General features: G+C 44.5%; 25 protein-coding genes. 23 read left to right on the top strand and 2 right to left on the bottom strand.

Annotation, left to right across the window (positions count from 1 at the left end):
- Positions 1-33 precede the first annotated feature (33 nt).
- The 20 genes from iscR (at position 34) to OH456_RS19770 (ending at position 18,863) form a co-directional block, all read left to right on the top strand.
- Positions 34-540 carry a Fe-S cluster assembly transcriptional regulator IscR gene (iscR, locus tag OH456_RS19865; protein ID WP_006072585.1) on the top strand — a complete coding sequence of 169 codons (507 nt, stop codon included), beginning with the start codon at positions 34-36 and terminating at the stop codon, positions 538-540.
- Between the two features lie 29 nt (positions 541-569).
- Positions 570-1,784 (top strand): IscS subfamily cysteine desulfurase, encoded by a 1,215-nt coding sequence (locus OH456_RS19860; protein ID WP_006072583.1) that lies wholly within the window; start codon positions 570-572, stop codon positions 1,782-1,784.
- Positions 1,785-1,817: 33 nt separating this feature from the next.
- Positions 1,818-2,198, top strand: a complete 381-nt coding sequence (gene iscU / locus OH456_RS19855) for a Fe-S cluster assembly scaffold IscU (RefSeq protein WP_006072582.1) — start codon at positions 1,818-1,820, stop codon at positions 2,196-2,198.
- A 58-nt stretch (positions 2,199-2,256) separates the two neighbouring features.
- Entirely contained in the window at positions 2,257-2,580 is a 324-nt protein-coding gene (gene iscA / locus OH456_RS19850) for an iron-sulfur cluster assembly protein IscA (protein WP_006072581.1), read from the top strand.
- A gap of 67 nt (positions 2,581-2,647) precedes the next feature.
- The gene (gene hscB / locus OH456_RS19845; RefSeq protein ID WP_006072580.1) at positions 2,648-3,163 is read left to right on the top strand and encodes a co-chaperone HscB; all 516 of its coding nucleotides are present in this window, start codon (positions 2,648-2,650) and stop codon (positions 3,161-3,163) included.
- 23 nt (positions 3,164-3,186) lie between these two features.
- On the top strand, positions 3,187-5,037 hold the full coding sequence (gene hscA / locus OH456_RS19840) for a Fe-S protein assembly chaperone HscA (RefSeq protein ID WP_006072578.1): 1,851 nt from the start codon (positions 3,187-3,189) through the stop codon (positions 5,035-5,037).
- Positions 5,038-5,056: 19 nt separating this feature from the next.
- Positions 5,057-5,395, top strand: coding sequence for an ISC system 2Fe-2S type ferredoxin (gene fdx / locus OH456_RS19835; protein WP_006072576.1), 339 nt, complete (start codon positions 5,057-5,059; stop codon positions 5,393-5,395).
- Positions 5,396-5,409: 14 nt separating this feature from the next.
- A complete protein-coding gene (iscX, locus tag OH456_RS19830; protein WP_006072574.1) occupies positions 5,410-5,610 on the top strand; it encodes a Fe-S cluster assembly protein IscX in 201 nt (66 codons plus the stop codon).
- Positions 5,611-5,786: 176 nt separating this feature from the next.
- Positions 5,787-7,085 (top strand): aminopeptidase PepB, encoded by a 1,299-nt coding sequence (gene pepB, locus OH456_RS19825; protein ID WP_088876171.1) that lies wholly within the window; start codon positions 5,787-5,789, stop codon positions 7,083-7,085.
- A gap of 32 nt (positions 7,086-7,117) precedes the next feature.
- Entirely contained in the window at positions 7,118-7,543 is a 426-nt protein-coding gene (ndk, locus tag OH456_RS19820; RefSeq protein ID WP_006072571.1) for a nucleoside-diphosphate kinase, read from the top strand.
- Between the two features lie 189 nt (positions 7,544-7,732).
- On the top strand, positions 7,733-8,857 hold the full coding sequence (locus OH456_RS19815; RefSeq protein WP_006072569.1) for a bifunctional tRNA (adenosine(37)-C2)-methyltransferase TrmG/ribosomal RNA large subunit methyltransferase RlmN: 1,125 nt from the start codon (positions 7,733-7,735) through the stop codon (positions 8,855-8,857).
- Between the two features lie 488 nt (positions 8,858-9,345).
- On the top strand, positions 9,346-10,299 hold the full coding sequence (rodZ, locus tag OH456_RS19810; RefSeq protein ID WP_006072568.1) for a cytoskeleton protein RodZ: 954 nt from the start codon (positions 9,346-9,348) through the stop codon (positions 10,297-10,299).
- A gap of 9 nt (positions 10,300-10,308) precedes the next feature.
- Complete coding sequence (ispG, locus tag OH456_RS19805) at positions 10,309-11,433, top strand: flavodoxin-dependent (E)-4-hydroxy-3-methylbut-2-enyl-diphosphate synthase (RefSeq protein ID WP_124940205.1); 1,125 nt, start codon at positions 10,309-10,311, stop codon at positions 11,431-11,433.
- A 26-nt stretch (positions 11,434-11,459) separates the two neighbouring features.
- Positions 11,460-12,728: a histidine--tRNA ligase gene (hisS, locus tag OH456_RS19800; RefSeq protein WP_006072564.1), complete on the top strand. Its 1,269-nt coding sequence runs from the start codon at positions 11,460-11,462 to the stop codon at positions 12,726-12,728.
- 81 nt (positions 12,729-12,809) lie between these two features.
- The gene (locus OH456_RS19795; protein ID WP_006072562.1) at positions 12,810-13,424 is read left to right on the top strand and encodes a YfgM family protein; all 615 of its coding nucleotides are present in this window, start codon (positions 12,810-12,812) and stop codon (positions 13,422-13,424) included.
- A gap of 12 nt (positions 13,425-13,436) precedes the next feature.
- On the top strand, positions 13,437-14,594 hold the full coding sequence (gene bamB / locus OH456_RS19790) for an outer membrane protein assembly factor BamB (RefSeq protein ID WP_006072561.1): 1,158 nt from the start codon (positions 13,437-13,439) through the stop codon (positions 14,592-14,594).
- A 173-nt stretch (positions 14,595-14,767) separates the two neighbouring features.
- Complete coding sequence (der, locus tag OH456_RS19785) at positions 14,768-16,252, top strand: ribosome biogenesis GTPase Der (RefSeq protein WP_006072560.1); 1,485 nt, start codon at positions 14,768-14,770, stop codon at positions 16,250-16,252.
- A 64-nt stretch (positions 16,253-16,316) separates the two neighbouring features.
- Positions 16,317-17,180 carry a hypothetical protein gene (locus tag OH456_RS19780; protein ID WP_006072558.1) on the top strand — a complete coding sequence of 288 codons (864 nt, stop codon included), beginning with the start codon at positions 16,317-16,319 and terminating at the stop codon, positions 17,178-17,180.
- A 325-nt stretch (positions 17,181-17,505) separates the two neighbouring features.
- The gene (locus OH456_RS19775; RefSeq protein WP_270034092.1) at positions 17,506-18,525 is read left to right on the top strand and encodes a sensor domain-containing diguanylate cyclase; all 1,020 of its coding nucleotides are present in this window, start codon (positions 17,506-17,508) and stop codon (positions 18,523-18,525) included.
- A gap of 104 nt (positions 18,526-18,629) precedes the next feature.
- Positions 18,630-18,863 (top strand): zinc ribbon domain-containing protein, encoded by a 234-nt coding sequence (locus OH456_RS19770; protein WP_006072556.1) that lies wholly within the window; start codon positions 18,630-18,632, stop codon positions 18,861-18,863.
- Positions 18,864-18,872: 9 nt separating this feature from the next.
- Here OH456_RS19770 and xseA read toward each other — a convergent pair whose 3' ends face one another.
- Positions 18,873-20,246: an exodeoxyribonuclease VII large subunit gene (xseA, locus tag OH456_RS19765; protein ID WP_443088641.1), complete on the bottom strand. Its 1,374-nt coding sequence runs from the start codon at positions 20,244-20,246 to the stop codon at positions 18,873-18,875.
- A 207-nt stretch (positions 20,247-20,453) separates the two neighbouring features.
- Between xseA and guaB the strand changes: the two genes are divergently transcribed.
- From guaB to OH456_RS19750, 3 genes are all read left to right on the top strand, one after another.
- On the top strand, positions 20,454-21,917 hold the full coding sequence (gene guaB / locus OH456_RS19760) for an IMP dehydrogenase (protein WP_006072553.1): 1,464 nt from the start codon (positions 20,454-20,456) through the stop codon (positions 21,915-21,917).
- 153 nt (positions 21,918-22,070) lie between these two features.
- Positions 22,071-23,624 carry a glutamine-hydrolyzing GMP synthase gene (gene guaA / locus OH456_RS19755; RefSeq protein ID WP_270034090.1) on the top strand — a complete coding sequence of 518 codons (1,554 nt, stop codon included), beginning with the start codon at positions 22,071-22,073 and terminating at the stop codon, positions 23,622-23,624.
- Positions 23,625-23,805: 181 nt separating this feature from the next.
- A complete protein-coding gene (locus tag OH456_RS19750) occupies positions 23,806-24,399 on the top strand; it encodes an acetate uptake transporter (RefSeq protein ID WP_006072549.1) in 594 nt (197 codons plus the stop codon).
- A gap of 134 nt (positions 24,400-24,533) precedes the next feature.
- Here the strand turns inward: OH456_RS19750 and OH456_RS19745 are convergent, their stop codons facing one another.
- Complete coding sequence (locus OH456_RS19745; RefSeq protein WP_240207470.1) at positions 24,534-26,081, bottom strand: alanine/glycine:cation symporter family protein; 1,548 nt, start codon at positions 26,079-26,081, stop codon at positions 24,534-24,536.
- Positions 26,082-26,290 lie beyond the last annotated feature (209 nt).

Here is a 26,290-nt window from a genome sequence, read left to right as displayed (position 1 = left end):
CGAAACCACATAATCAATGTGGAAACGTGTGATATGAGACTAACATCAAAAGGAAGATATGCAGTAACGGCGATGCTAGATGTCGCACTGCACTCACAGCAAAGCCCAGTACCTCTGGCAGATATCTCTGAACGTCAAGGGATCTCACTGTCATATTTAGAGCAACTGTTCTCAAAATTGCGCAAAGCTGGACTTGTAGCCAGTGTACGCGGTCCAGGTGGTGGTTACCGACTCGGCGCAGAAGCGTCTGATATTGCAATTGGAACGGTGATAGCTGCTGTTGATGAGTCTGTTGATGCAACCAAATGTGCTGGCAAAGGCGATTGCCAAGGTGGTACACGTTGCCTCACTCATACGCTTTGGAGAGATTTAAGCTCTCGCATTAGTGACTTCTTAAATAACATCACTCTCGGTGAGCTGATGGTAGATAATGAAGTATTAGAAATTTCAGACCGACAAGACGTAGATCTTGCGGTAAATCATGGGTTCTCAAGAAAAAGTACAAGCACCGCACCCATCGGAATTAATGTTCGCTCGTAAGTAGTGTTGCTTTTACATTGGAGTAAAGAATGAAACTGCCTATTTATCTAGACTACTCTGCCACATGTCCTGTTGACCCGAGGGTTGCAGAAAAGATGGTTCAATTTATGACGATGGACGGTACCTTTGGTAACCCAGCGTCACGATCACACCGTTTTGGTTGGCAAGCAGAAGAAGCAGTAGACAACGCGCGTGAGCAAATCGCCGATCTGTTGAACGCGGATCCTCGCGAAATTATTTTCACTTCGGGCGCGACAGAATCAGACAACCTTGCTATCAAGGGTGCTGCTCATTTTTACGCTAAAAAAGGTAAGCATGTTATTACCTGTAAAACAGAGCATAAAGCAGTACTTGACCCATGTCGTCAATTAGAGCGTGAAGGCTTTGAGGTAACGTATCTTGAGCCGGAAGCCAATGGTCTTATCGATTTAGCAAAGTTAGAAGCTGCAATGCGTGACGATACTGTGCTTGTTTCTATCATGCACGTAAACAACGAAATTGGTGTTGTTCAAGATATCGCCGCTATTGGTGAGCTATGCCGCAGCAAGAAAATCGTTTTCCACGTTGATGCTGCGCAATCGGCTGGCAAATTGCCAATTGATGTTCAAGAAATGAAAGTTGACTTAATTTCAATGTCAGCTCACAAAATTTATGGCCCTAAAGGTATCGGTGCACTTTACGTTCGTCGTAAACCACGTATCCGTTTAGAAGCACAAATGCACGGTGGTGGTCATGAGCGTGGTTTCCGTTCTGGTACGCTACCGACTCACCAAATTGTTGGTATGGGCGAGGCATTTGCTATTGCTAAGCAAGATATGCAAAAAGATTATGACCATGCAAAATCTCTGCGTGATCGCCTGTTAAACGGTGTTAAAGATCTTGAAGCCGTTACGATCAATGGTGACCTAGAGCAGCGTGTACCTCACAACCTAAACGTGAGCTTCGCATTTGTTGAAGGTGAATCGCTATTGATGTCATTGAAAGATCTTGCAGTATCATCCGGTTCAGCATGTACTTCAGCGAGCCTAGAACCATCTTATGTACTTCGTGCATTAGGTTTGAACGATGAACTGGCACACAGCTCTGTACGTTTCTCGTTTGGTCGCTTCACGACAGAAGAAGATATCGACTATGCGATTGAGCAAATTACAACAGCAGTGAACAAGTTACGTGACATGTCTCCTCTATGGGATATGTATAAAGAAGGGATTGACCTAGATACGGTCGAGTGGGCACACCACTAATCTCACGATAGTAGAGGATTCGAGGAATTTATTATGGCATATAGTGAAAAGGTTATTGACCACTATGAAAACCCACGTAATGTAGGGTCGTTTGATAAAAATGATCCAGCTGTGGGAAGTGGTATGGTAGGCGCGCCAGCTTGTGGCGACGTAATGAAGCTTCAGATTAAGGTAACACCAGAAGGTATTATCGAAGACGCGAAGTTCAAAACCTACGGTTGCGGTTCAGCTATCGCATCAAGCTCACTGGTTACAGAGTGGGTAAAAGGTAAATCAATTGAAGAAGCTGCGGCTATCAAAAATGCTGAAATTGCTGAAGAACTAGAGTTGCCGCCAGTGAAAGTTCACTGCTCAATTCTTGCGGAAGACGCAATTAAAGCCGCCGTAGCCGATTATAAGAAAAAGCACGACTAAATCGCTTGGATAACCAAGCCTTAATATATCATCAAGAGAAGCAAACAAAGGTTGTAGTATGGCCATCTCAATGACAGAAGCAGCAGCAAGCCGAGTAAGAACGTTTTTAGAAAACCGCGGTAAAGGTATTGGATTACGTTTAGGTGTAAAGACCACTGGGTGTTCTGGTATGGCCTATGTTCTTGAGTTTGTTGATGAACTTGATGATGGTGATGAAGTCTTTGAGCATGAAGGTGTGAAAGTCATCATCGATGCAAAGAGCTTGGTTTATCTCGATGGAACAGAGCTTGATTACGTGAAAGAGGGCTTGAACGAAGGGTTCGAATTCAACAACCCAAACGCAAAAGGCGAGTGCGGTTGTGGTGAGAGCTTTAATGTTTAACCTTTAATAGTCGTGGTGCAGTTGGTTTAGCCAGTTGCTCCACGATTCTTGTTTGCGAGTCTATGTTATGAACCATTTCGAACTATTTGGGCTACCTATTCAGTTTCAGCTGGACGGTAGCCTTCTTTCTTCTCAATTCAGAGAATTACAGCGACGCTTTCATCCCGATAACTTTGCTACCGCTTCCGAGCGTGACCGCATGCTTGCGGTTCAGAAAGCAGCGCAAATCAATGACGCATACGAAGTACTTCGTAAGCCAATTTCTCGAGCAGAGTATCTGCTGGCTGAGAATGGCGTAGATATTCGAGCTGAACAGCAAACCTTGCAAGACCCTATGTTCTTAATGGAACAGATGGAACTGCGTGAGACCCTCGAAGAAATAGAGACCTCAAGTGATGTTGAGTCAGAACTCTTTGACTTTGAGGCGAAGGTCAGCAAAATGTTCAAATCACAACTGCTTGAGTTACAACAGCTGCTCGAACAGAATCAGTGGCCACAAGCTGCAGATAGCGTCAGAAAACTAAAATTTATCGCCAAGTTGCAAAGTGAAATAGAACAGCTCGAAGATAAGCTGCTTGGTTAATGGAAGCTCCCAAGGATATTTGAATGGCATTACTTCAAATCGCAGAACCCGGTCAAAGCTCTGCGCCACACGAACATAAGTTGGCTGCAGGTATTGATCTAGGGACTACAAACTCTCTAGTTGCAACGGTAAGAAGTGGAGAAGCAGCCACGCTACCAGATTCGAATGGCAGAAATATCTTGCCTTCGGCCGTGCATTATACAGAAGAGTCGACCACGGTCGGTGTTGAGGCTCGTGATAACGCAGCTTCTGATCCAGTGAATACTATTATTTCGGTAAAACGCTTATTAGGTCGTTCACTTGCGGATGTTCAAAGCCGTTACCCATCTATGCCTTACTCTTTGACAGAAAGTGATAATGGTCTGCCAGTATTACAAACGCGTGGTGGGGCGAAGAATCCTATTCAAGTGTCCTCTGATATCTTAAAAGCACTTTCTCAACGTGCAGAAGAATCATTAGGTGGCGAATTAGCAGGGGTGGTTATCACGGTTCCTGCCTACTTTGATGATGCTCAGCGTCAAGGCACAAAGGACGCAGCGAGCTTAGCTGGTTTACATGTCTTACGACTACTCAATGAACCTACTGCGGCCGCGATTGCTTATGGTTTGGATAGTGGTCAAGAAGGTGTGATTGCTGTCTATGATCTTGGTGGCGGCACCTTTGATATATCTATTCTGCGATTATCTCGTGGCGTGTTTGAAGTACTCGCAACGGGCGGCGATTCAGCGCTGGGTGGCGATGACTTTGACCATTTGGTTGCAGAACATTTGCAGCAGCAAATTGGTAAGGCTGAACTAACGGTTCAAGAGCAGCGTGAATTACTGGACGCAGCAACGCAAGCTAAGATCGACTTGAGTCAATCTGATGTGGCAAGTGTGGATGTGCTAGGTTGGCAAGGCGAATTAGAGAAAGCTCAATTTGAAGATCTCATTCGTGCCCTAGTTAAGAAAACCCTTCTTTCTTGTCGCCGTGCTCTAAAAGATGCGGAAGTGGATGCTGAAGAGGTACTTGAAGTCGTCATGGTGGGTGGTTCAACCCGTACACCTTTGGTTCGCGACATGGTAGGCGAGTTCTTTGGGAAAACGCCTCTGACTAGCATTAACCCTGATGAAGTGGTTGCGATTGGTGCTGCCATTCAAGCGGATATTCTCGCAGGAAACAAACCAGACTCTGAAATGCTGCTACTCGACGTACTGCCTTTGTCTCTAGGTATTGAAACAATGGGTGGCCTAGTCGAGAAAATTGTTCCTCGAAATACAACCATCCCAGTCGCCCGTGCTCAAGAGTTTACCACTTTTAAAGACGGTCAAACGGCTATGTCGGTTCATATCGTTCAAGGTGAACGTGAAATGGTTGATGATTGTCGTTCTCTTGCTCGTTTTTCACTTAAAGGTATTCCTCCAATGGCGGCGGGTGCTGCGCATATTCGAGTCACCTATCAGGTTGATGCAGATGGTCTACTGTCTGTCACAGCGATGGAAAAGAGCACTGGTATTCAATCTGATATTCAAGTCAAACCATCATACGGACTAAGCGATGATGAAGTGACGAATATGCTCAAAGACTCGATGACTTACGCTAAAGACGACATGTTGGCTCGTGCCTTGGCTGAACAACGTGTGGAAGCCGATCGCGTTATCGAAGGGTTAATTGCAGCGATGCAAGCTGATGGCGATGCTTTACTAGATGAACAAGAAAAACAAACACTAGTAGAAGCCATTGAAGCACTAATTAAACTGCGCAATGGTGACGATGCCGACGCCATTGAACAAGGTATAAAAGATACTGATAAAGCGAGCCAAGAATTTGCTTCTCGTCGTATGGACAAGTCCATTCGCGAAGCTCTTGCCGGTCAATCAGTAGATAACATTTAAATTCGAGGACTAAGTAGTCATGCCAAAAATAGTTGTTCTGCCCCATGAAGATCTGTGCCCAGAAGGCGCAGTGTTAGAGGCTAACGAAGGCGAAACCGTATTAGATGTGGCACTAAAAAACGGTATTGGGATTGAGCACGCTTGTGAGAAATCGTGCGCTTGCACAACTTGTCACGTGATTATTCGTGAAGGTTTCGATTCACTTGAAGAGAGTGAAGAGCTTGAAGATGACATGCTAGATAAAGCGTGGGGCTTAGAACCAGAATCACGTTTGGGTTGCCAAGCCGTTGTTGCTGATGAAGACTTAGTGGTAGAAATTCCAAAATACACGTTAAACCACGCATCTGAAGATCACTAATAAGTGGAGGATACATGAGCTTAAAATGGACTGATTCTCGTGATATCGCTATTGAGTTGTGCGATCAATTTCCAGATATGGACCCTAAAACGGTTCGTTTTACCGACTTACATCAATGGATAACGGAACTAGAAGATTTTGACGATGATCCAAATCGTTCTAATGAGAAAATCCTTGAAGCAGTCATCTTATGCTGGATGGATGAGTACGATTGATAAATCGCTCTAACTTTACTTCTAAAAACGGACCTTTGGTCCGTTTTTTTGTCGCTACATGTTACATTGTTATTAATTCCCTTGGGCGGGTCATTGGTATTGTCTCTACATAGTGATAACATCATTTGAATCATAAGATACGACAACACAAAACAGAATTAAGACAAGGAGAGACCATGTCTAACACAATGTCGGTATTTCTTAGCCAAGAAGCGGCTGCTCCTCAATGGGGCGACAAAGCAATCATCTCTTTCACAGAAACTGGCGCGACAGTCCACTTAGGCGAGGGCCACGATTTAGGCGCTATTCAGCGCGCGGCTCGTAAATTAGACTCACAAGGTATTTCTAATGCAACACTGGCTGGTGAAGGCTGGGATCTAGAATCAACCTGGGCATTCTATCAAGGCTACCGTAACTCTAAGAAAAGCACGCAAGTAACGCTGCCGTCACTCGGTGAGCAAGATGAAAACGAGCTGAATGCACGTATCAAAGCCTCCAACTGGACTCGTGACATCATCAACAAGAGTGCGGAAGAAGTTGCGCCTCGTCAACTTGCGACTATGGCGGCTGAGTTCATTAAATCAACGGCACCTGAGCACGTTACTTACCGCATTGTAAAAGATAAAGATCTGCTGACTGAAGGATGGGAAGGTATTTTCGCTGTAGGTCGCGGTTCTGAACGTACATCGGCAATGCTGCAACTCGATTACAACCCAACTGGTGACGAAAATGCCCCAGTATTTGCGTGCCTAGTTGGTAAAGGCATCACATTCGATTCTGGTGGCTACAGCCTGAAGCCTTCTAACTTTATGTCGGCGATGAAAGCAGACATGGGTGGCGCTGGTACTATCACTGGCGGTTTGGGATTAGCGATCATGCGTGGTTTGAATAAACGTGTGAAGTTGATTCTCTGCTGTGCGGAAAACATGGTTTCTGGCCGAGCGCTTAAATTGGGTGACGTGATCACTTATAAAAATGGTAAGACGGTTGAGATCATGAATACCGATGCCGAGGGACGCTTGGTTCTAGCTGATGGTCTCATTTACGCGAGTGAACAAAACCCTGAGCTGATTATTGACTGTGCTACGCTCACCGGTGCAGCTAAGAATGCTCTAGGTAATGATTACCACGCTATCATGTCTTTTGATGATGAACTCACTCATCAAGCATTAACCAATGCAAACCAAGAAAAAGAAGGTTTGTGGCCACTACCGCTAGCAGATTTCCATCGAGGTATGCTGCCGTCAAACTTTGCTGATCTTTCAAATATCAGCAGTGGTGATTACTCACCAGGTGCAAGCACTGCAGCGGCATTTTTGTCTTACTTTGTTACCGATTATAAAAAAGGTTGGTTGCATTTCGATTGTGCCGGCACTTATCGCAAAGCGGGGACTGACAAGTGGTCTGCGGGGGCAACTGGCATGGGTATTCGTACTCTAGCTCGACTGCTTACTGAGCAAGCTCAAACCAAATAACAACAATATAAACAGAAAGATAAGGAACAATAATGGCCCTAGAAAGAACATTTTCAATCGTTAAGCCTGATGCTGTAGAACGTAATCTTATTGGTGAGATCTATCATCGTATTGAGAAAGCTGGTCTAAAAATTATCGCAGCTAAGATGGTTCACTTGACCGATGAGCAAGCGAAAGGGTTTTACGCTGAACACGAGGGTAAGCCATTCTTTGATGCACTGCGCGAGTTTATGACCTCTGGTCCTATCATGGTTCAAGTACTTGAAGGCGAAGATGCTATCGCTCGTTATCGTGAGCTTATGGGGAAGACTAACCCAGAAGAAGCTGCATGTGGAACCATTCGTGCAGATTACGCGTTAAGCATGCGTCATAACTCGGTACACGGCTCAGACAGTCCAGAGTCGGCAGCGCGTGAAATTGAATTTTTCTTCCCTACGTCGGAAATTTGTCCGCGATAATGATTGATACCGCTCAACACAAGGAGGCTTAAGCCTCCTTTTTTAATATTGAGTGTTTGTGCTGTTCAAAAAATGTTCACTTATAAATGAATACCTTATTATTTTAAGGTTTTGTAGCGCTTGTTGTAGTCGCCTAAAGGCTGTACAATTCGCGCCCTTAAGTAGAATCACCGTCATCGAAGAGGCAACATGACCGCACAAAAAGTCAATCTACTCGATTTTGATCGCAAAGGTATGCGTAAATTCTTCCAAGAGGAACTTGGCGAAAAAGCCTTCCGTGCAGATCAGGTTATGAAGTGGATCTATCATTTTGGTTGTGATGACTTTGAAAAGATGACCAACATCAACAAGAAGCTTCGTGAAAAGCTGATTCGTTTGGCTGAAATTAAAGCTCCGACAGTCTCTGAAGCGCAACACTCATCAGATGGCACCATTAAATGGGCGATGCGTGTAGGTGATCAAGATGTCGAAACGGTCTATATCCCAGATGATGACCGCGCAACGTTGTGTGTTTCATCTCAAGTAGGTTGTGCGTTGGAGTGTAAATTCTGTTCAACGGCACAGCAGGGCTTTAACCGTAACCTTAAAGTCTCGGAAATCATCGGTCAGGTTTGGCGCGCTGCGCGTGAAGTCGGCCTTGAAAAAGAGACTGGTCGTCGTCCAATAACAAACGTAGTGATGATGGGTATGGGCGAGCCTCTACTCAACATGAAAAATCTGATGCCTGCGTTAGAAATTATGCTAGACGATCTTGGCTTTGGTTTGTCCAAACGCCGCGTAACGGTATCGACTTCAGGTGTGGTGTCCGGTCTTGATCAAATGACGGGTGAAATTGATGTTGCATTGGCTATTTCTCTTCACGCTCCAAATGATAAGTTGCGTAGTGAAATCATGCCGATTAATGATCGTTGGGATATCGAAGATTTCTTAGCGTCAGTTCGTCGCTATATTGCGTCATCTAATGCTAATCGTGGCAAAGTAACGGTTGAATACGTACTTTTAGACCACGTCAACGATGATATGGATCATGCTCGTGAGCTTGCAGAATTGTTGAAAGACACGCCTGCGAAAATTAACTTGATTCCATTTAACCCTTATCCGGGCTCTCCTTACAAGAAACCGAGTAACTCGCGCATAGATCGTTTCATGAAGACGTTAATGCAGTATGACTACACTGTGACAGTCCGTAAGACTCGCGGTGACGACATTGATGCGGCGTGTGGCCAATTAGTCGGTGATGTAATTGACCGTACTAAACGCACCAAGCAGTTGGCTGAGCAAAAAGGTGAAGCCATTCCGGTAAAAACGGTATAAAACAGAAATAAATAAAGAAAAACCAAGTATTTGCTTGGTTTTTTTGTATCTATAGTGCTGTAATCGAAAATATCTGATCTTTGCCACAATTTACTGATAAAAAATTCAGTATTAATGGAACAAATATCGGTTTTGTTAATCAAATATTTCAAAACGTCGCTTGAACCTTATAGATAGTGTCAATTTTTTATCAAAAATGACTCTATTTACGTCGTTTTACGTTTGCCGATTTTAACTCGTGGTTAGAATCGACTATGATGGTCACATTCAGCCGCTGTCTTGGCCCATTATGGGGCGACATTGCGCGAAAATCATAATGAAATCGAGCACTTTGCACTAGATTGAGGTGCAGAAGTAGGCAATTTGGGACTATGCTGTAAATACAGTTAGTACGTACGATTTACCACACTAATGACGATATCACACCAATAAATAAAACGAACTAAGCGTGTAGCGTCATAGTCACAACCAGAAGAAGTACATGATAAATGAGTACTGAACAAAATACCGTAGTAGATAAAGTTGAACAGCAACCACAAGAGCCCGTTCTTGCCGGAACCATATTAAAAGAGAAGCGTGAAGCGCTAGGCCTCACACAGAAACAGATTGCGGACCGTTTACGCTTGCGTGTCGCTATCATTCAAAAAATCGAAGCCAATGATTTTGATGGTGAGCAAGTTGCAACCTTCACTCGAGGTTATCTACGTTCTTACGCTAAAGCAGTTGGCATAGATGAAAAAGAGATCCTTGGTGCTATTGAACACCACAGTGAGGCGCAACCTTCAGAACAACCAATGCAGAGCTTCTCTCAGAAAACCAATAAAGAAAAACACGATAGCCGCATAATGAAACTTACTTGGGGTATTTTCGTGGTGATTATTGGTATCTCCTCGGTTTGGTGGTTACAAAGTCAGCAAAAAGATACTCTTTCGGAAATCGCAGATACCAGCGATCCTGCCTTTCAAGTAGAAGAACCCGCTTCGCCAAAACTTACCGCTGAGCCTGAATTAGCACCAGCCGAAGATGAAGTAAAAACTATAGATGTGTCTGCTATCATCGATACGCCTGAGCAGACAGAGGAAGCAGCGACAGAATCGGTATCAAAGACTGCCAATCTTAACGCTGAAGAAGCGGCTTCGGAAGATGTTGCAGTAATTGAGGAACAGCCTCAAACTTCAAACGAGCAACCAAAGCCAGCTGATGGTCTGACTAATTTAACGATGGCTTTCACAGGTGACTGTTGGATCCAAGTAAAAGACGCGGACGGAAAAACCATCACTACCGGTATCAAAAAGCAGGGCGACAATGTCAATGTAAACGGAAAAGCACCATTTAAAGTGATTTTAGGTGCTCCTGAGAAAGTTTCTATGACATTAGCGAGTGAACCTGTCGACCTTTCTGGGTATACTTCAGGCAAAGTAGCTCGATTCACCTTACCTTAGATAATCAATATGCATCACGAATCACCAATTAAACGTCGCCCATCTACGCGTATTTATGTGGGCGATGTACCTATCGGCGATGGCGCTCCCATTGCTGTTCAGTCAATGACTAACACTCGCACGACGGACGTTGCTGCGACAGTTGCTCAGATTAAAGCGTTAGAAAATGTCGGTGCAGACATTGTTCGTGTATCTGTTCCTACTATGGATGCCGCTGAAGCTTTCCGAGAAATCAAACAGCAAGTTTCGATTCCTTTGGTTGCTGACATTCATTTCGACTATCGAATTGCATTGAAGGTTGCGGAGTATGGCGTAGATTGTTTACGTATCAACCCGGGTAATATTGGTAACGAAGCTCGCATTCGCTCTGTGGTAGATTGCGCACGCGACAAAAACATTCCAATTCGTATTGGCGTAAATGGCGGGTCGCTAGAAAAAGATATTCAGATGAAATATGGCGAGCCTACACCAGCTGCTTTGGTTGAGTCGGCGATGCGTCACGTGGATATCTTGGATCGTCTAAACTTCGACCAATTTAAAGTCAGTGTCAAAGCGTCGGATGTGTTTCTAGCTGTAGACTCTTATCGATTGCTGGCTCAAAAGATTGATCAGCCACTACACTTAGGTATCACTGAAGCTGGCGGCGCACGTGCGGGTGCTGTGAAGTCATCAGTTGGTCTTGGGATGCTGCTGGCGGAAGGTATTGGTGACACATTACGTATTTCTTTGGCAGCAGATCCTGTCGAAGAGATCAAAGTGGGCTTTGATATCTTAAAGTCATTGCGTATTCGCTCTCGTGGTATCAACTTTATTGCTTGCCCAAGTTGTTCACGTCAAGAATTCGATGTGATCGGCACAGTAAATGCGCTAGAGCAGCGCTTAGAAGATGTGATTACACCAATGGATGTGTCGATTATCGGCTGTGTGGTGAATGGACCCGGTGAAGCAGAAGTTTCACACTTAGGCTTAGCTGGTAGTAACAAGAAAAGTGCATTCTACGAGGACGGTAAACGTCAGAAAGAGCGCTTCGATAATGATGACCTAGTGAATAAGCTCGAAGCAAAAATTCGTGCTAAGGCGTCGATGTTAGATGAGTCAAATCGCATCGAAGTGAATCAAGTAGAAAATAAATAATTTCAACGATATAACGGTATTAAACTGTGGCAAAAACTATTCAAGCAATCCGAGGCATGAACGACTGCCTCCCAACACAATCTCCACTTTGGCAAAAAGTTGAGAATACAGTTAAGCATGTTGTTAGCGCATATGGCTACAACGAAGTACGTATGCCTATCGTTGAAATGACCCATCTATTTAGCCGCGCTATTGGTGAAGTGACTGATGTGGTCGAAAAGGAAATGTACACCTTCGAAGACCGTAATGGCGATAGCCTAACGCTTCGTCCTGAAGGCACGGCTGGTTGTGTCCGTTCTGGTATTGAAAACGGCTTGCTATATAACCAAGAACAACGTCTTTGGTATATGGGCCCAATGTTCCGCCATGAGCGCCCACAAAAGGGTCGTTACCGTCAATTCCATCAATGTGGTGTGGAAGTCTTTGGTCTAAATGGCCCTGACGTCGATGCTGAGCTTATCATGATGACTGCGCGTCTATGGCGTGAGTTGGGCATTGCTGAACACGTACGTTTGGAACTGAACTCTATCGGCTCTCTAGAAGCTCGCGCTGATTATCGTACAGCATTGATTGCTCACTTAGAGCAGCATATTGATGTTCTTGATGAAGATAGCAAGCGTCGTATGTACACCAATCCGCTACGTGTTCTAGATAGCAAGAACCCAGATGTACAAGCGATTTTGGTTGATGCTCCTGAACTGTCAGATTACCTCGATGCAGACTCAAAACAACATTTTGCAGGTCTTTGTGAACTTCTTGACGCAGCAGGAATCGAATATACGGTAAATCAACGCCTTGTTCGTGGGTTGGATTACTACAACCGCACGGTATTTGAGTGGATCACCGAAAGTTTAGGTGCTCAAGGCACGGTTTGTGGCGGTGGTCGTTATGACGGACTGGTTGAACAACTAGGTGGCAAAGCAACGCCAGCTGTCGGTTTTGCTATGGGCTTAGAGCGTTTGGTACTAATGATGGAAACGCTTGAGCTGACTGATGTTCGTCGTAGTGTTGATGCTTACGTAGTGACTGCGGGTGAAGGCACCATGATGGCAGGTATGAAGCTAGCCGAGTCTTTACGTGAAGCTATCCCTGGTATTCGTGTCATGAACCACTTTGGTGGTGGCAACTTCAAGAAACAATTTAAGCGTGCAGATAAAGTTGGCGCAGTATACGCTCTAGTGCTAGGCGAGAATGAAGTGGCCGAGAATACGGTCGTGGTCAAAGATTTGCAGGGTGGTGAGCAAGAAACTATTGCTCAAACTGAGTTAGCCGCTAAATTAGCAGATATTATCTAGTTTATAGACTGACGTTGATTGAACGTATTCGATAGATGAATCAATCAACGTTAGTGACGAATTCTTTTAAGAGGACAGGAAGTGGAACTCTACGATTCTGAAGAACAACAAGTAGAAGCAATCAAAGATTGGTGGAAAGAGAACGGCAAAGCAGTGGTTCTTGGTGTTGTTGTTGGTTTAGGTGGTTTATTTGGCTGGCGTTACTATCAAGACTCAGTAACGTCTGCGCAAGAAGCTGCTTCTGAACAGTATACCAAAGCGGTAGAAGCTATTGCCGCTAAAGGCACTGACGCAAGTGGTGACGTGCAAGCATTTATCGATGGTAGCAAAGACACTGAATACAGTGTTTTGGCTTCACTACAACTAGCGAAAGTTCAAGTAGAAGCTGGTGAGCTTGAAAAGGCTCTTGAGCAACTGCAATGGGCACAAAGCAAAACTAAAGATGCGGCGATCACTCCGCTAGTGACTTACCGTATTGCTCGTCTAATGGCGGAAACAGGTAACGTTGATGGTGCGCGTGCTGAACTTGCGAAAATTACCGATGACGCATGGGCAGGTCGAGTGGCCGAGCTGCGTGGTGATATCGCAATTCGTGACGGTGACCGTGATGCAGCTTACACTGCTTATACTGAAGCACAGCAAGCGCAGGACGCAAGCCAAGGGCTACAAATTAAACTGGACGATCTTGCCAAGTAAGGGCCATAGCCGATGAATAGAGTCGTAAAGAAAGTACTGCTTTCTATTTCGGTACTGGGAATTCTTGCAGGGTGTTCTAGTGAAGAAGATACCGTCATTATGGCACCACTGCCAAAAGTACAAAGTGAGTTCACGCCTCAGTCGGTATGGTCTGCAAGTATTGGTGATGGTGTTGGTCAGTTCTTCTCGAAGCTCTCTCCAATTTACGCCTATGACAACTTGTTTGTCGCTAGCCGAGACGGAGTGGTAAAAGCGCTTGATCCAGAAACGGGCAAGACGCTTTGGGAAGTCAATGTTGCTGGTGAGACATCGGCTCGACTTTCTGGCGGTATTGCCGCAGCGTATCAAAAGCTTTATATCGGTAGCGAAAACGGTGAGGTCATTGCGCTCGATGTCAAAACGGGCGAAGAAGTTTGGCGCGCTAAAGTGAATGGTGAGGTGCTTGCGAACCCGGTAGCGGATGCAAGTTTAATCATGGTTCATACCAGTCAAGGCTTGTTGGTTGCATTGGAACAAACGTCGGGAGAAGAGCGCTGGGCGATCAGTACCGATGTTCCAAACCTAACTTTACGCGGTGACAGTGCACCAGCTACCGTATCAGGTGGTGTTTTCTGGGGCACGGCCAATGGACGTTTAGCTGCTGCTATCGTCGAACGTGGACAGTTGATTTGGCAGCAACCTGTAGGTACGCCAAAAGGTGCTACAGAGATCGATCGCTTGGTTGATGTGGATTCATCTCCAATCATTTTAGGTGGCACACTGTTTACAGTGGGTTTCAATGGGCAGTTAATTTCTATCGATCTACGTTCTGGTAACCCTATTTGGAAACGTAACTACTCATCAGCAACGGATATGGCGACGGATAACCGTAGTTTATTCTTGGTGACAGATAATGATCATGTAGTAGCTGTTGATGCTCGCAGTGGTACTGAGCTGTGGGAAAACAACCAGTTGGAAAACCGACTGCTAACCGCTCCTGTTATTGTTGATGGTTACATCGTAGTAGGTGATAGCTTAGGTTACTTGCACTGGATTGATCGAGAGTCAGGTGAGTTTGTAGCACAGCAACTCATCAACGAAAGTGGCCTTTCTGTTGGACCAACTAAGGTACCTGAAGGCTATGTTTTAGTGACTCGTGATGGTGAAATAAAGAAACTCACTATCAACTAGAAAGCGTGATATAATTCACAAACGGCTCCTGGCTGATCTCAGTTAGGAGCCGTTTTATTGCTGCGAAGCAAAAGGATCTTTTCGAGCTCGGATAGATGGATTAATTTGTGGTTATAGGAAAACGTGAGAATTTTACCTATAACTACAATTAGAAGATAAGTGTAGAGGTTTATATGGTACCTGTTGTTGCCCTAGTTGGACGCCCGAATGTGGGTAAGTCGACCCTGTTCAATCGATTGACGCGTACGCGTGATGCTCTTGTTGCGGATTTTCCGGGGCTAACACGTGACCGTAAATACGGTCAGGCGAAACTGGGTGAGCATGAATTCATTGTTATTGATACCGGTGGTATTGATGGTACTGAAGAAGGTGTTGAAACAAAAATGGCGGAACAATCGCTAGCTGCGATTGATGAAGCGGATGTCGTGCTTTTCCTCGTGGATGGCCGTGCAGGTTTAACGTCGGCTGATGAAGCTATTGCTCAGCACCTGCGAAAAATTGAGAAGCCGTCATTCCTAGTGATTAACAAAGTTGATGGTATTGATGCTGATGCTGCCAGTGCTGAGTTTTGGCAACTTGGTGTAGAAGACATGTACCACATCGCAGCGGCACACGGTCGTGGCGTTACTGCACTTATCGAACGCGCACTTAACCCATTTGCAGAAAGCTTTGTTGAACAAGGTGAAATTGAAGATCTGACTGAGTTTGAAGACGAAGAAGAAGAGAAACTCGATTATACCGAAGAAGAAGCGGAAGAAGAGTTTAAGCGTCTTCAAGATCAACCAATTAAGTTGGCTATCATTGGTCGACCTAATGTGGGTAAATCAACGCTGACCAACCGTATTCTTGGTGAAGAGCGTGTCGTAGTTTATGACATGCCGGGTACCACTCGCGATTCTATTTATATTCCTATGCAGCGTGATGATCGTGAGTATGTGCTGATCGATACTGCTGGTGTACGTCGTCGTCGTCGTATCAACGAAACGGTTGAGAAGTTCTCAGTGGTTAAAACACTGAAAGCAGTAGAGGATGCAAACGTTGTATTGCTCGTTATCGATGCTCGTGAAAACATCTCAGATCAAGACTTAAGCCTCCTTGGTTTTGCGTTAAACTCTGGTCGCTCTATTGTGATCGCTGTGAACAAGTGGGATGGTTTAGATACTGACGTGAAAGAACACGTTAAGAAAGAGCTTGATCGTCGTCTTGGTTTCGTTGACTTTGCTCGTATCCACTTTATTTCAGCTCTTCATGGTACTGGTGTTGGCCACTTGTTTGAATCTGTTCAAGAAGCTTACAAGTCTGCGACTACCCGTGTGGGTACTTCGGTACTGACCCGTATCATGAAAATGGCGACGGAAGATCACCAGCCACCTATGGTTCGTGGACGTCGTGTTAAGTTGAAATATGCGCACGCTGGTGGCTACAACCCACCAATCGTTGTGGTTCACGGTAACCTAGTCAATGAACTACCAGATTCGTATAAGCGTTATTTAATGAACTATTATCGTCGTTCTTTGGAAATCATGGGTACGCCAATTCGTATTAACTTCCAAAGCAGCGATAACCCATTTGAAGGTAAGTCTAACAAGATGACTCTTTCACAAGAGCGTAAACGTAAACGCTTAATGACGATGATGAAAGGTCGTCCTAAAAAATAAATCGAAATTAAACAACGCCCTCTGAGTACAGCGGGCGTTTTTTGTTGCAAGGAATAATCATACCGTGTTTACCGCTAGTAAAATTCACTTTTGTCATCAAACTTGGCAGCTAGACAGCGCAATTCAATTGATCGATGAGCATTCTGATTACACCGATATTGTTGTAGACAGTACGCCATTTCACCCTGTAAGTCACATATGGCCTGATCATCCGGCAGACAAAGGTTATTTGCTAGCGGAAGGTCAACAACTTGAAGTCATAGATTGTCTTGTTGGTGCTATCGAACTGGATACCAAAACACTGTATGTCGGCAGCGCGATTCCCGTAAAACGAGACTGTGATGGATGGGTATTTGTTGTTGTTCATCGAATCGCGAAAGGACCAGAACTTTGTGTTGGCCAGGTCATTACATTGGAAGTGGACAAAGCCTATCAACAAAGTTTGAGCAGAGGACATAGTGCCGGACATATCGCCTCTCTTGCACTTAACAAAGTGCTAGCTGCGTCATACTGGAGAAAAGAAGCAGACCGAAAAGATGGTTTGGCCCACTATGATTTTAATAGTTATGCTCAGGAACAGAGTGTGGTATCGCCAAACCGATGTTTTGACCGATATCGCCTTGGGAAAACGCTAAAGAAACGTGGATTAAATACCGTAGAGGTGTTGACAGACTTACAGAGAATTGAAGATATGACTAATCAACAGTTAGCTGAGTGGTCACAAGAACCCTCTGAAGTTTCAATGCAACTTGAAGGTCCATTTTTGACCAGTTCAAGATATTGGCACTGCACTCTTGATGGCGTCGACGTCGTGATGCCTTGCGGTGGAACGCATATCAATCATATGGATGAACTGATTAACCTTAGAGTCGAGCTAAAAGCCGTAGATTCGTCTTATATCGAAATGCATACCCATGTAAGTGACTAATTCGAGAAATGATCGTTTTATTAAGTTCTGTATAGTGTCATTTATCAAGTCTTATGTGGAATAATAATCTAAATTAAATCCAAATGCAGAATATGTAACTTATGCTTTCGGTGTGTGGTTATATAAATGTTCTTTTAAGAGCAGATCGCTGATCAGATTAGATTAAGGGGAAGATCTAGGGAAGATCTAGAACAGCATCGTATTGTTGTTCGTCCCTTTGACCATACGACTAAATATTAAACTGGTCAATAGATCATCTATCCGTACGTTGTGTTATTATGTGTCGGTTACGCATACTCAATAAGAACGACAATTCTGCGGATTTATGACGAAAGATTTGCTGATAGATGCCCATAAGGGCATGAACTTACTCTTGAAAGAACTTGCTCTGGGGTTGCCAAAACCCCAATTGGAGGAGCGAATCATTAAGTTAACAGAGCGCCTGTTTAAGGATAAACGCGCCTCAATATTAACGTTAGATCAAGAGACACATCGACTGTACAGCACTTCAGCACCTAACTTGCCTGACTTTTACAACGATGCTATTGATGGGATCGAAATAGGAGAAGGAGTAGGTTCCTGCGGTGCGGCTGCCTATTTAAAACGTTCTGTTATCGTCTCTGATGTCAAAAGCCATAGTAATTGGCAGCCTTTTGTTGAACTTGCGACACAAGCAAATATTAGAGCATGCTGGTCTGTGCCAGTGATCTCGACACAAGAGCACGTATTGGGTACGTTTGCACTCTATAGCTCATTGCCCTCTGATCCCCATGCTATTGAACTGGAGATACTCGAGTCTATTGCCGCGGTTTATTCTGTGGCACTAGAGAAATATGCTTTAGAAGATAAACTCAACTACCAAGCTAAGTTTGATTCTCTGACTCAATGCCTGAATCGTCGAGCTCTATTAGAACGTGTCGAACAAAGTCATTGCTTTCAAGGCAATTTTCTTGGCTGTTTCTTCATAGATATCGATAAATTCAAACAGGTAAATGATGTATATGGACATCAATTTGGCGATAGGGTGTTGGTTGCTGTCGCGCAAAAATTACGTTTGCTATTACCTGACCAAGCTGTGTTAGGTCGATATGGTGGCGATGAGTTTCTTGCGTTTAGTTGCTTTCCTAGTCAGGAAGATTCCAGAACTTTTTACGAGACATTGCAGTCAGAATTGAATCAACCTGTCACTTTAGAAGAGACTAACATCGGTGTTAGCGTTGGGTTTGCAACTAAAGAATGTTGTTCAGACATGACGATTGACCAATTGATCCGTTTAGCGGATACCGAGATGTACAAAGTCAAACGTAAAGCTAAGTTAGAGAGTTTATTCCTATCTCGTGGCTAAACGTTTTCCTAACGTTAAAGAACGTCTTATGGCAGTTGCCTAGTATCCTTTAGGTGTTCGAGATAGAATATCAATATTAACATCTACTAATATTTAGGTGAGATATGAACTTCGCAGACAACGAGTGCCCAGATTGCAAGGTCGCTTTAGATTGGGACGGGCAGTATTTCTGTAAACAATGTACTAAACACTTTGTCAAAATTGGTTATTGCCCAGATTGCCAAGCTGAAATGGAAAAGCTTCAGGCGTGTGGTGCAGCTAACTATTTTTGTAACTCATGTAATGAACTAAAGTCCAAATCTCGAGCAAGGTTTGAATTCCAACCAATCAAAGCTTAGTGAGATTGTCTAGTTAGGTTTGATATCGGTAACGGTAGAGACAAGAGTGCCATGCTCTACTTGAGTCGTCATTGTCGAGCCTATCTCTACCGAATCTACATGAGAAATGACTTTCCCATCCTCATCTTGAGTAATAGAGTAACCGCGCTTCAAAGTAGCGAGTGGACTCACCGTATCAAGCTTACCTACTGTTAATGCAAATTTATGCTTAGTTGAAGAGAGTTGGCGTTGCATCGCTTGCTCTAGTCGGCTTTCTAATTGAGTCAATCGATGCGATTGTTGTGCCAGACGAGTAACAGGAGACTGTAACTTCAGGCGATGCAGCTTGTTGGTTAACCTTATAGTCTCTTGAGATAACCTTTGCTTCATTGCGGCATTAAGGCGGTACTCAAATTCATCCAGGCGTTGACTTTGGCGCTGCAAATGATGTTTAGGATGTTGATTGCTCAGGTCTTGCATCAACGAGGACAAGCGCTGCTTTTGCTCCGACAGATAAAGTCGAATGATGTTTCTCAGGCGCTGTTCTCTAGTGATCAGTGACTCACGTTTATGAGAGGTATCATTGCTGACCAGTTCTGCGGCTGCACTTGGTGTCGGGGCGCGCACATCAGCGACGTAGTCAGCGATAGTGACATCAATTTCATGTCCGATCGCACTGATAATTGGTATTTGGCTGGCGGCAATGGTCCTTGCGACGATTTCGTGGTTGAAGCACCATAAATCTTCAAGGGAGCCTCCGCCTCGTCCGACGATTAACACATCACACTCGTTTCGGCTGTTTGCTCTGCCAATCGCTTGAGCAATCTCAATCGCAGCGTTATCTCCTTGAACCGTCGTCGGATAAATAACCACAGGTAAGGAAGGATCACGCCTTTTCAAAACATCTAAAATATCAAATAAAGCAGCGCCCGTTTTGGAAGTAATGATACCTACACGTTTTGGGTGGCTGGGCAATGGTTGTTTTAGTGTTTGAGCAAACAAACCTTCTGCAGCAAGTGACATTTTCAGCTTCTCAAACTCTTGCTGAAGTCGACCATCCCCCTCGGGTTGCATTGACTCAATAATGAGCTGATAGTCACCTCGCGGCTCATAGAGTGATAGTCTTGCTTTAACTAGTACTTGATTTCCATTAGCAGGTTTGAACGTTACACGGCGGTTGTTACCACGAAACATCACGCATTTCACTTGAGCGCGAGAGTCCTTAAGAGTGAGGTACCAATGACCAGAGACAGGTGCAGAAAAGTTAGAAATTTCGCCGACTAACCACACAATCCCCATTTCATTTTCTAGCAACAAACGAACTTCAGAGTTCAGGCGTGACACCGTGTAAATGTTTTGATTACTAGACGTAGAATTAGAGCTTGATCGCGAGGATAGGGGCACAGCTAATCTCAAAGACGTGGGTATGGAAATTAGCGGCAATATAATACATATCAAGGGGGTAAATGCAAATAAAAAATATAAAAATGTGTAGCCAAGCGATTTCGTCGGGCGTATAATCCCACCGCAATATCTAATCCAAATGACCTTATTATGCGAAACGATAAGGGCGGATTATTCCTTCAACTCCTCTATTGTGAGATATTGCAAATGCTAAGAATTGCCAAAGAAGCGCTGACGTTCGATGATGTACTACTCGTTCCAGCTCACTCCACCGTTCTCCCAAACACAGCCGATCTTCGCACTCGGTTGACGAAGAATATCAGTCTGAATATTCCAATGATCTCTGCGTCTATGGACACAGTGACGGAAGCGCGTCTAGCGATCGCGCTTGCCCAAGAAGGTGGCATTGGCTTTATCCACAAAAACATGTCTATTGAGCAACAAGCTGAGCAAGTACGTCTTGTTAAGATCTTTGAAGCTGGTGTAGTAACAAATCCTGTTACTGTTCGTCCAGAAGCAACGATTGCTGATGTAATGGCGCTAACTGAAAAGCATGGCTTTGCTGGTTTCCCTGTTGTTACAGAAACGAATGAGCTTGTAGGCATCATCACTGGCCGTGATGTTCGCTTTGTTACTGATTTAAGTAAGAAAGTAGAAGTAGTAATGACGCCAAAAGCGCGTCTAGCATCAGTAAAAGAAGGCGCTTCTCGTGAAGAAGTGCAAGAAGAGATGCACCGTGCACGTGTTGAAAAAGTGTTGGTTGTGAACGATGAGTTCCAACTTACCGGTATGATCACTGCAAAAGACTTCCACAAAGCAGAACGTAAACCAAACGCATGTAAAGATGCGCAAGGTCGTCTGCGCGTAGGTGCTGCTGTCGGTGCGGGCGCGGGTAACGAAGAGCGCGTAAAAGCTCTAGTTGAAGCTGGTGTTGATGTGCTTTTGATTGACTCTTCACACGGTCATTCAGAAGGCGTTTTAACTCGCATTCGCGAAACACGTGAAGCGTACCCAGATCTCGATATCATTGGTGGCAACGTAGCTACGGCTGCTGGCGCGAAAGCATTGATTGAAGCGGGTGTTAGTGCCGTTAAAGTTGGTATTGGCCCTGGTTCTATTTGTACAACTCGTATCGTTACAGGTGTTGGTGTTCCTCAAGTTACAGCGATCGCTGATGCTGCTGGTGTTGCCAACGAATATGGTATTCCAGTCATCGCAGACGGTGGTATCCGCTTCTCTGGTGATATCTGTAAAGCAATCGTTGCTGGTGCATCATGCGTGATGGTTGGCTCTATGTTTGCTGGTACTGAAGAAGCACCTGGTGAAGTTATTCTTTATCAAGGCCGTTCTTATAAGGCTTACCGTGGAATGGGTTCTCTTGGCGCGATGTCTCAAGGTTCATCGGACCGTTATTTCCAATCAGATAATGCTGCGGACAAGCTTGTTCCAGAAGGTATCGAAGGTCGCATCGCCTACAAAGGTCGCCTAAAAGAAATCGTTCACCAACAAATGGGTGGTCTTCGTTCAAGCATGGGTCTAACAGGCTCTGCGACTATCGAAGATATGCGTACTAAAGCAGAGTTCGTACGTATCTCTGGTGCTGGCTTAAACGAGTCACACGTACACGACGTTCAAATCACTAAGGAAGCACCAAACTACCGTCTAGGTTAATTACCCATAGACTGTAGTGATAACGTTGAGGGTCACAATTGACCCAGGTAAGTCTAAATCTTACGTAAACGTTTGCTTTTTTCCTTGATGCATAGATGTGAGGCGGGTAAACTCGCCTCCGTTCTCAATACTTAGCTTATAAGATTGCCCAAAATGACGAAAAATATTCATGACCAACGAATTCTGATTTTAGACTTCGGCTCGCAGTACACACAATTAGTAGCACGTCGTGTACGTGAAATCGGCGTTTACTGTGAACTATGGAGCTGGGATGTAGAAGAAGCGGATATTCGTGAATTCAACCCAGACGGTATTATTCTATCTGGCGGCCCTGAGAGTGTAACAGAGGAAAATTCTCCTCGTGCTCCTCAATACGTATTTGATTCAGGCGTTCCTGTTCTTGGCGTTTGTTACGGCATGCAGACAATGGCTGAGCAGCTTGGTGGCCGAGTAGCAGGTTCAAACGAACGTGAATTTGGCTACGCACAAGTTAAAGTATCTGGTGACTCAGCGATTTTCAAAGATCTTGAAGCGACTCAAGACGTTTGGATGAGCCACGGCGATAAAGTTGTAGAAATTCCAGCAGATTTCGTAAAAGTTGGTGAAACGGACACTTGCCCGTACGCTGCTATGGCGAATGAAGAGAAGAAATACTATGGCGTTCAGTTCCACCCAGAAGTAACGCACACTAAACAAGGCCTGCAAATGCTAGAGAACTTTGTTCTTGGTGCATGTGGCTGTGAGCGTTTATGGACATCAGAATCCATCATCGAAGATGCTGTTGCTCGTATTAAAGAGCAAGTAGGCGATGATGAGGTTATTCTAGGTCTATCTGGTGGTGTTGATTCATCGGTAGTTGCAATGCTTGTTCACCGCGCAATTGGCGACAAGCTGACCTGTGTGTTCGTTGACAACGGCCTACTTCGTCTTAACGAAGGCCAGCAAGTGATGGAAATGTTTGGCGATAAGTTCGGCCTAAACATCATCAAAGTTGACGCAGAAGAGCGCTTCTTGACTGCACTTGAAGGCAAATCTGACCCAGAAGAGAAACGTAAAACAATTGGTCACGTGTTTGTTGACGTATTTGATGAAGAGTCTAAGAAGCTTAAAAATGCGAAATGGCTAGCACAGGGTACCATCTACCCAGATGTCATTGAGTCAGCTGCTTCTAAAACGGGTAAAGCTCACGTTATTAAATCACACCACAATGTGGGTGGCCTTCCTGATGATATGGAAATGGGGCTTGTTGAGCCGCTACGTGAATTGTTTAAAGATGAAGTGCGTAAGATCGGTCTAGAACTGGGTCTACCATACAATATGCTTTATCGTCACCCATTCCCAGGACCAGGCCTAGGTGTTCGTGTTCTTGGTGAAATCAAGAAAGAGTACTGTGACTTGCTGCGCCGTGCTGATGCTATCTTTATTGAAGAACTGCACGCCGCAGATCTGTATAACAAAATTTCTCAAGCATTTACCGTGTTCCTACCAGTTCGTTCTGTAGGTGTTATGGGTGATGGCCGTAAGTATGACTGGGTAGTATCACTGCGTGCTGTTGAAACCATCGACTTTATGACGGCTCATTGGGCACATTTACCATATGACTTCCTAGGTAAGGTCTCGAACCGTATTATCAACGAAGTTGACGGCATTTCACGTGTGGTTTACGACATTTCTGGTAAGCCACCAGCGACAATCGAGTGGGAATAATCTCCGCTTGTTGTCATTAAATTATAGAAACCGGCGCAAGCCGGTTTTTTTATGCATGCTAATTGATATCTGCAAATTATCAATCTTAGATTGCAAATAACGGATCTGCTCAATGTCACAAATATCGATTAAAATTTTTCTATAACTTTTACCACTAATTTTTAATCGAAGGCTCTTTTACATGTCGAACAAACTCGCAAACCCTGCGCCACTTGGCCTAATGGGTTTTGGTATGACTACCATTCTGCTTAACATCCACAATGCAGGTTTCTTTCCGATTGATTCAATGATTCTTGCTATGGGTATTTTTTATGGCGGTCTTAGCCAAGTGTTTGTTGGCATGATGTGCTTTAAGCGTGGTGACACTTTTGGCACTACGGCATTCACGTCGTACGGCTTATTCTGGTTAACGCTAGTGGGTATTATCGTAATGCCTTACATGGGTCTTCCTGCAAGCCCTGCGAAATTTATGGGTTGGTATTTACTGCTATGGGGTGTGTTCACTGGCTTCATGTTCATTGGTTCACTTTGCTACCCAGTGGCTAAGCAAGTGGTCTTTGGTTCTCTGACTATCCTATTTTTCTTGTTAGCAGCGCGTGATTTCTTCGGCAGCGAATTGATTGGCACTATTGCTGGCTTTGAAGGTATCTTCTGCGGCGCGAGCGCGATTTACTTCGCTATGGCTCAAGTACTTAACAACGAATATGGTCGCACTATTCTCCCTATCGGTGAGAAAAAAGCGCCAGCAATGAACACTCAAGAAGTGGCAGCATAATTTAAGTTTCATTCATTCGGGAACAGTGAATGAAAAAAGGGGTAGCTAAGCTACCCCTTTTTTTATGCGATGAGCATGTTTCATGTCATCCCTGCACAGGCAGATACCTACCCAAAGTGAACATCAATTCTTAATTAAGATGTCTGTGTCTGAGTGGATGCGGAGCCCGCCTCTTGAGGCGCTTCAGGCTTTTTACCTGTTTTACGTTCGTAGCGACCTTCCCAGTAGTCTGCACCTTTAATACCAAGTGCGACAGGGTTGAATGTGTACTCTTCTACACCTTGCTCTTGCTGTTTCTCATAATCTTTGAGCGCAATGATTGCTGGTTTGGCAATAAAGAAGATGATCAAAATGCCCACGATGTTTAACCATGCCATCAGACCAACACCCACATCACCCATTGCCCAAGCAAGGTTAGCCGCTTTCACTGTTCCATAAAACACAGATGTGATTAGCACAAGTTTCAAGATGAACATCAAGCCGTTGATTTTAAAAGTACGGCGAATGTAAGCGATATTTGTCTCTGCAATATAGTAGTACGCCAGAATGGTCGTAAATGCGAAGAAGAATAGTGCAAATGCGATAAACAGCTTACCAACACCAGGCATTGTGCTTTCGATAGCTAACTGAGTAAACGCAGGACCATTAGCCCCAACGGTTTCGGCAAGGTTTTGTACCAAGAACGTACTCTCTGGACCATGAACGTTGTACGCACCTGTGATAAGAATCATAAATGCTGTCGCAGAACACACTAGAAGCGTATCAATATAGATAGAGAAAGATTGCACTAAACCCTGCTGTGCTGGGTGATCAACGTTTGCTGCTGCAGCTGCATGTGGACCAGTACCTTGGCCTGCTTCGTTAGAGTAGACGCCACGTTTTACACCCCAGCCAATTGCCGCGCCGAAGCCTGCCATTGGGGTAAATGCATCGCCAATAATCATACTAACAATCCCCGGTACTTCACCGATGTTAAGCAGAATAATCACGAACGCGATGATGATGTACGCTAGAGCCATAAATGGCACAACGATTTGTGTGAAGTTTGCGATTCGTTTTACGCCACCAAAAATGATGAACGCAAGAATGACGGAAATAACTGCACCAGTGAAAATTTTAGCAAAACTGATGGTACCGATAGCAGTGTCAATCATAGCGCCTGTGCCGAATGCGGTTTCTACTGCATTACCAATGCTGTTCGATTGAACACCAGGTAGAAGAACACCACAAGCGAAAATAGTCGCAATAGCAAAGATCCATGCGTACCATTTTTGTCCCATCGCTTTTTCTATGTAATAAGCTGGGCCGCCACGAAATTGCCCTTCATCTTCTTCTTTATAGATTTGAGCGAGCGTGGATTCGATATAGGCTGTTGCTGCGCCAAAAAACGCAACCATCCACATCCAGAAAACTGCGCCTGGACCACCAAAACCAATAGCCGCAGCGACACCGGCAATATTACCCGTACCAACGCGACCAGAAAGTGAAACCGCTAAAGCTTGAAATGAGGAGATCCCTTTTTCTGAGCTTTTACCGGAAAGTAATAGACGCCACATTTCGAAGAAATGACGCACCTGTACAAAACGAGTGAGCACTGAATAAAAAAGGCCAGCACCAAGACACAAGTAAATTAGAGCGGGACTCCAGATTATCCCGTTTAAAAAATCAACCAAAGACTGCATAGTTCTTCCCTGTAAAGCTGGGGTAGCTTTTGAAGCTCAGCGACTGATGTTCTGATTGTTCAAAAGCTATTGTTGATACCCACCGTTTCCCAATCGTCCTTGCTTGCACGAAAAGCATGAGAAAGCTGAGCGCGAAGTGTTTGAATTTATAAAACACTTCGCGCATCCTACCTAAGTTTGTTGCAAATGTTAAGGTTGGATGTAAATAT

It is taken from the genome of Vibrio sp. La 4.2.2, from assembly GCF_027586995.1.
GTDB classification, from domain to species: domain Bacteria; phylum Pseudomonadota; class Gammaproteobacteria; order Enterobacterales; family Vibrionaceae; genus Vibrio; species Vibrio mediterranei.
This window is presented reverse-complemented; position numbering and strand designations above follow the sequence as displayed.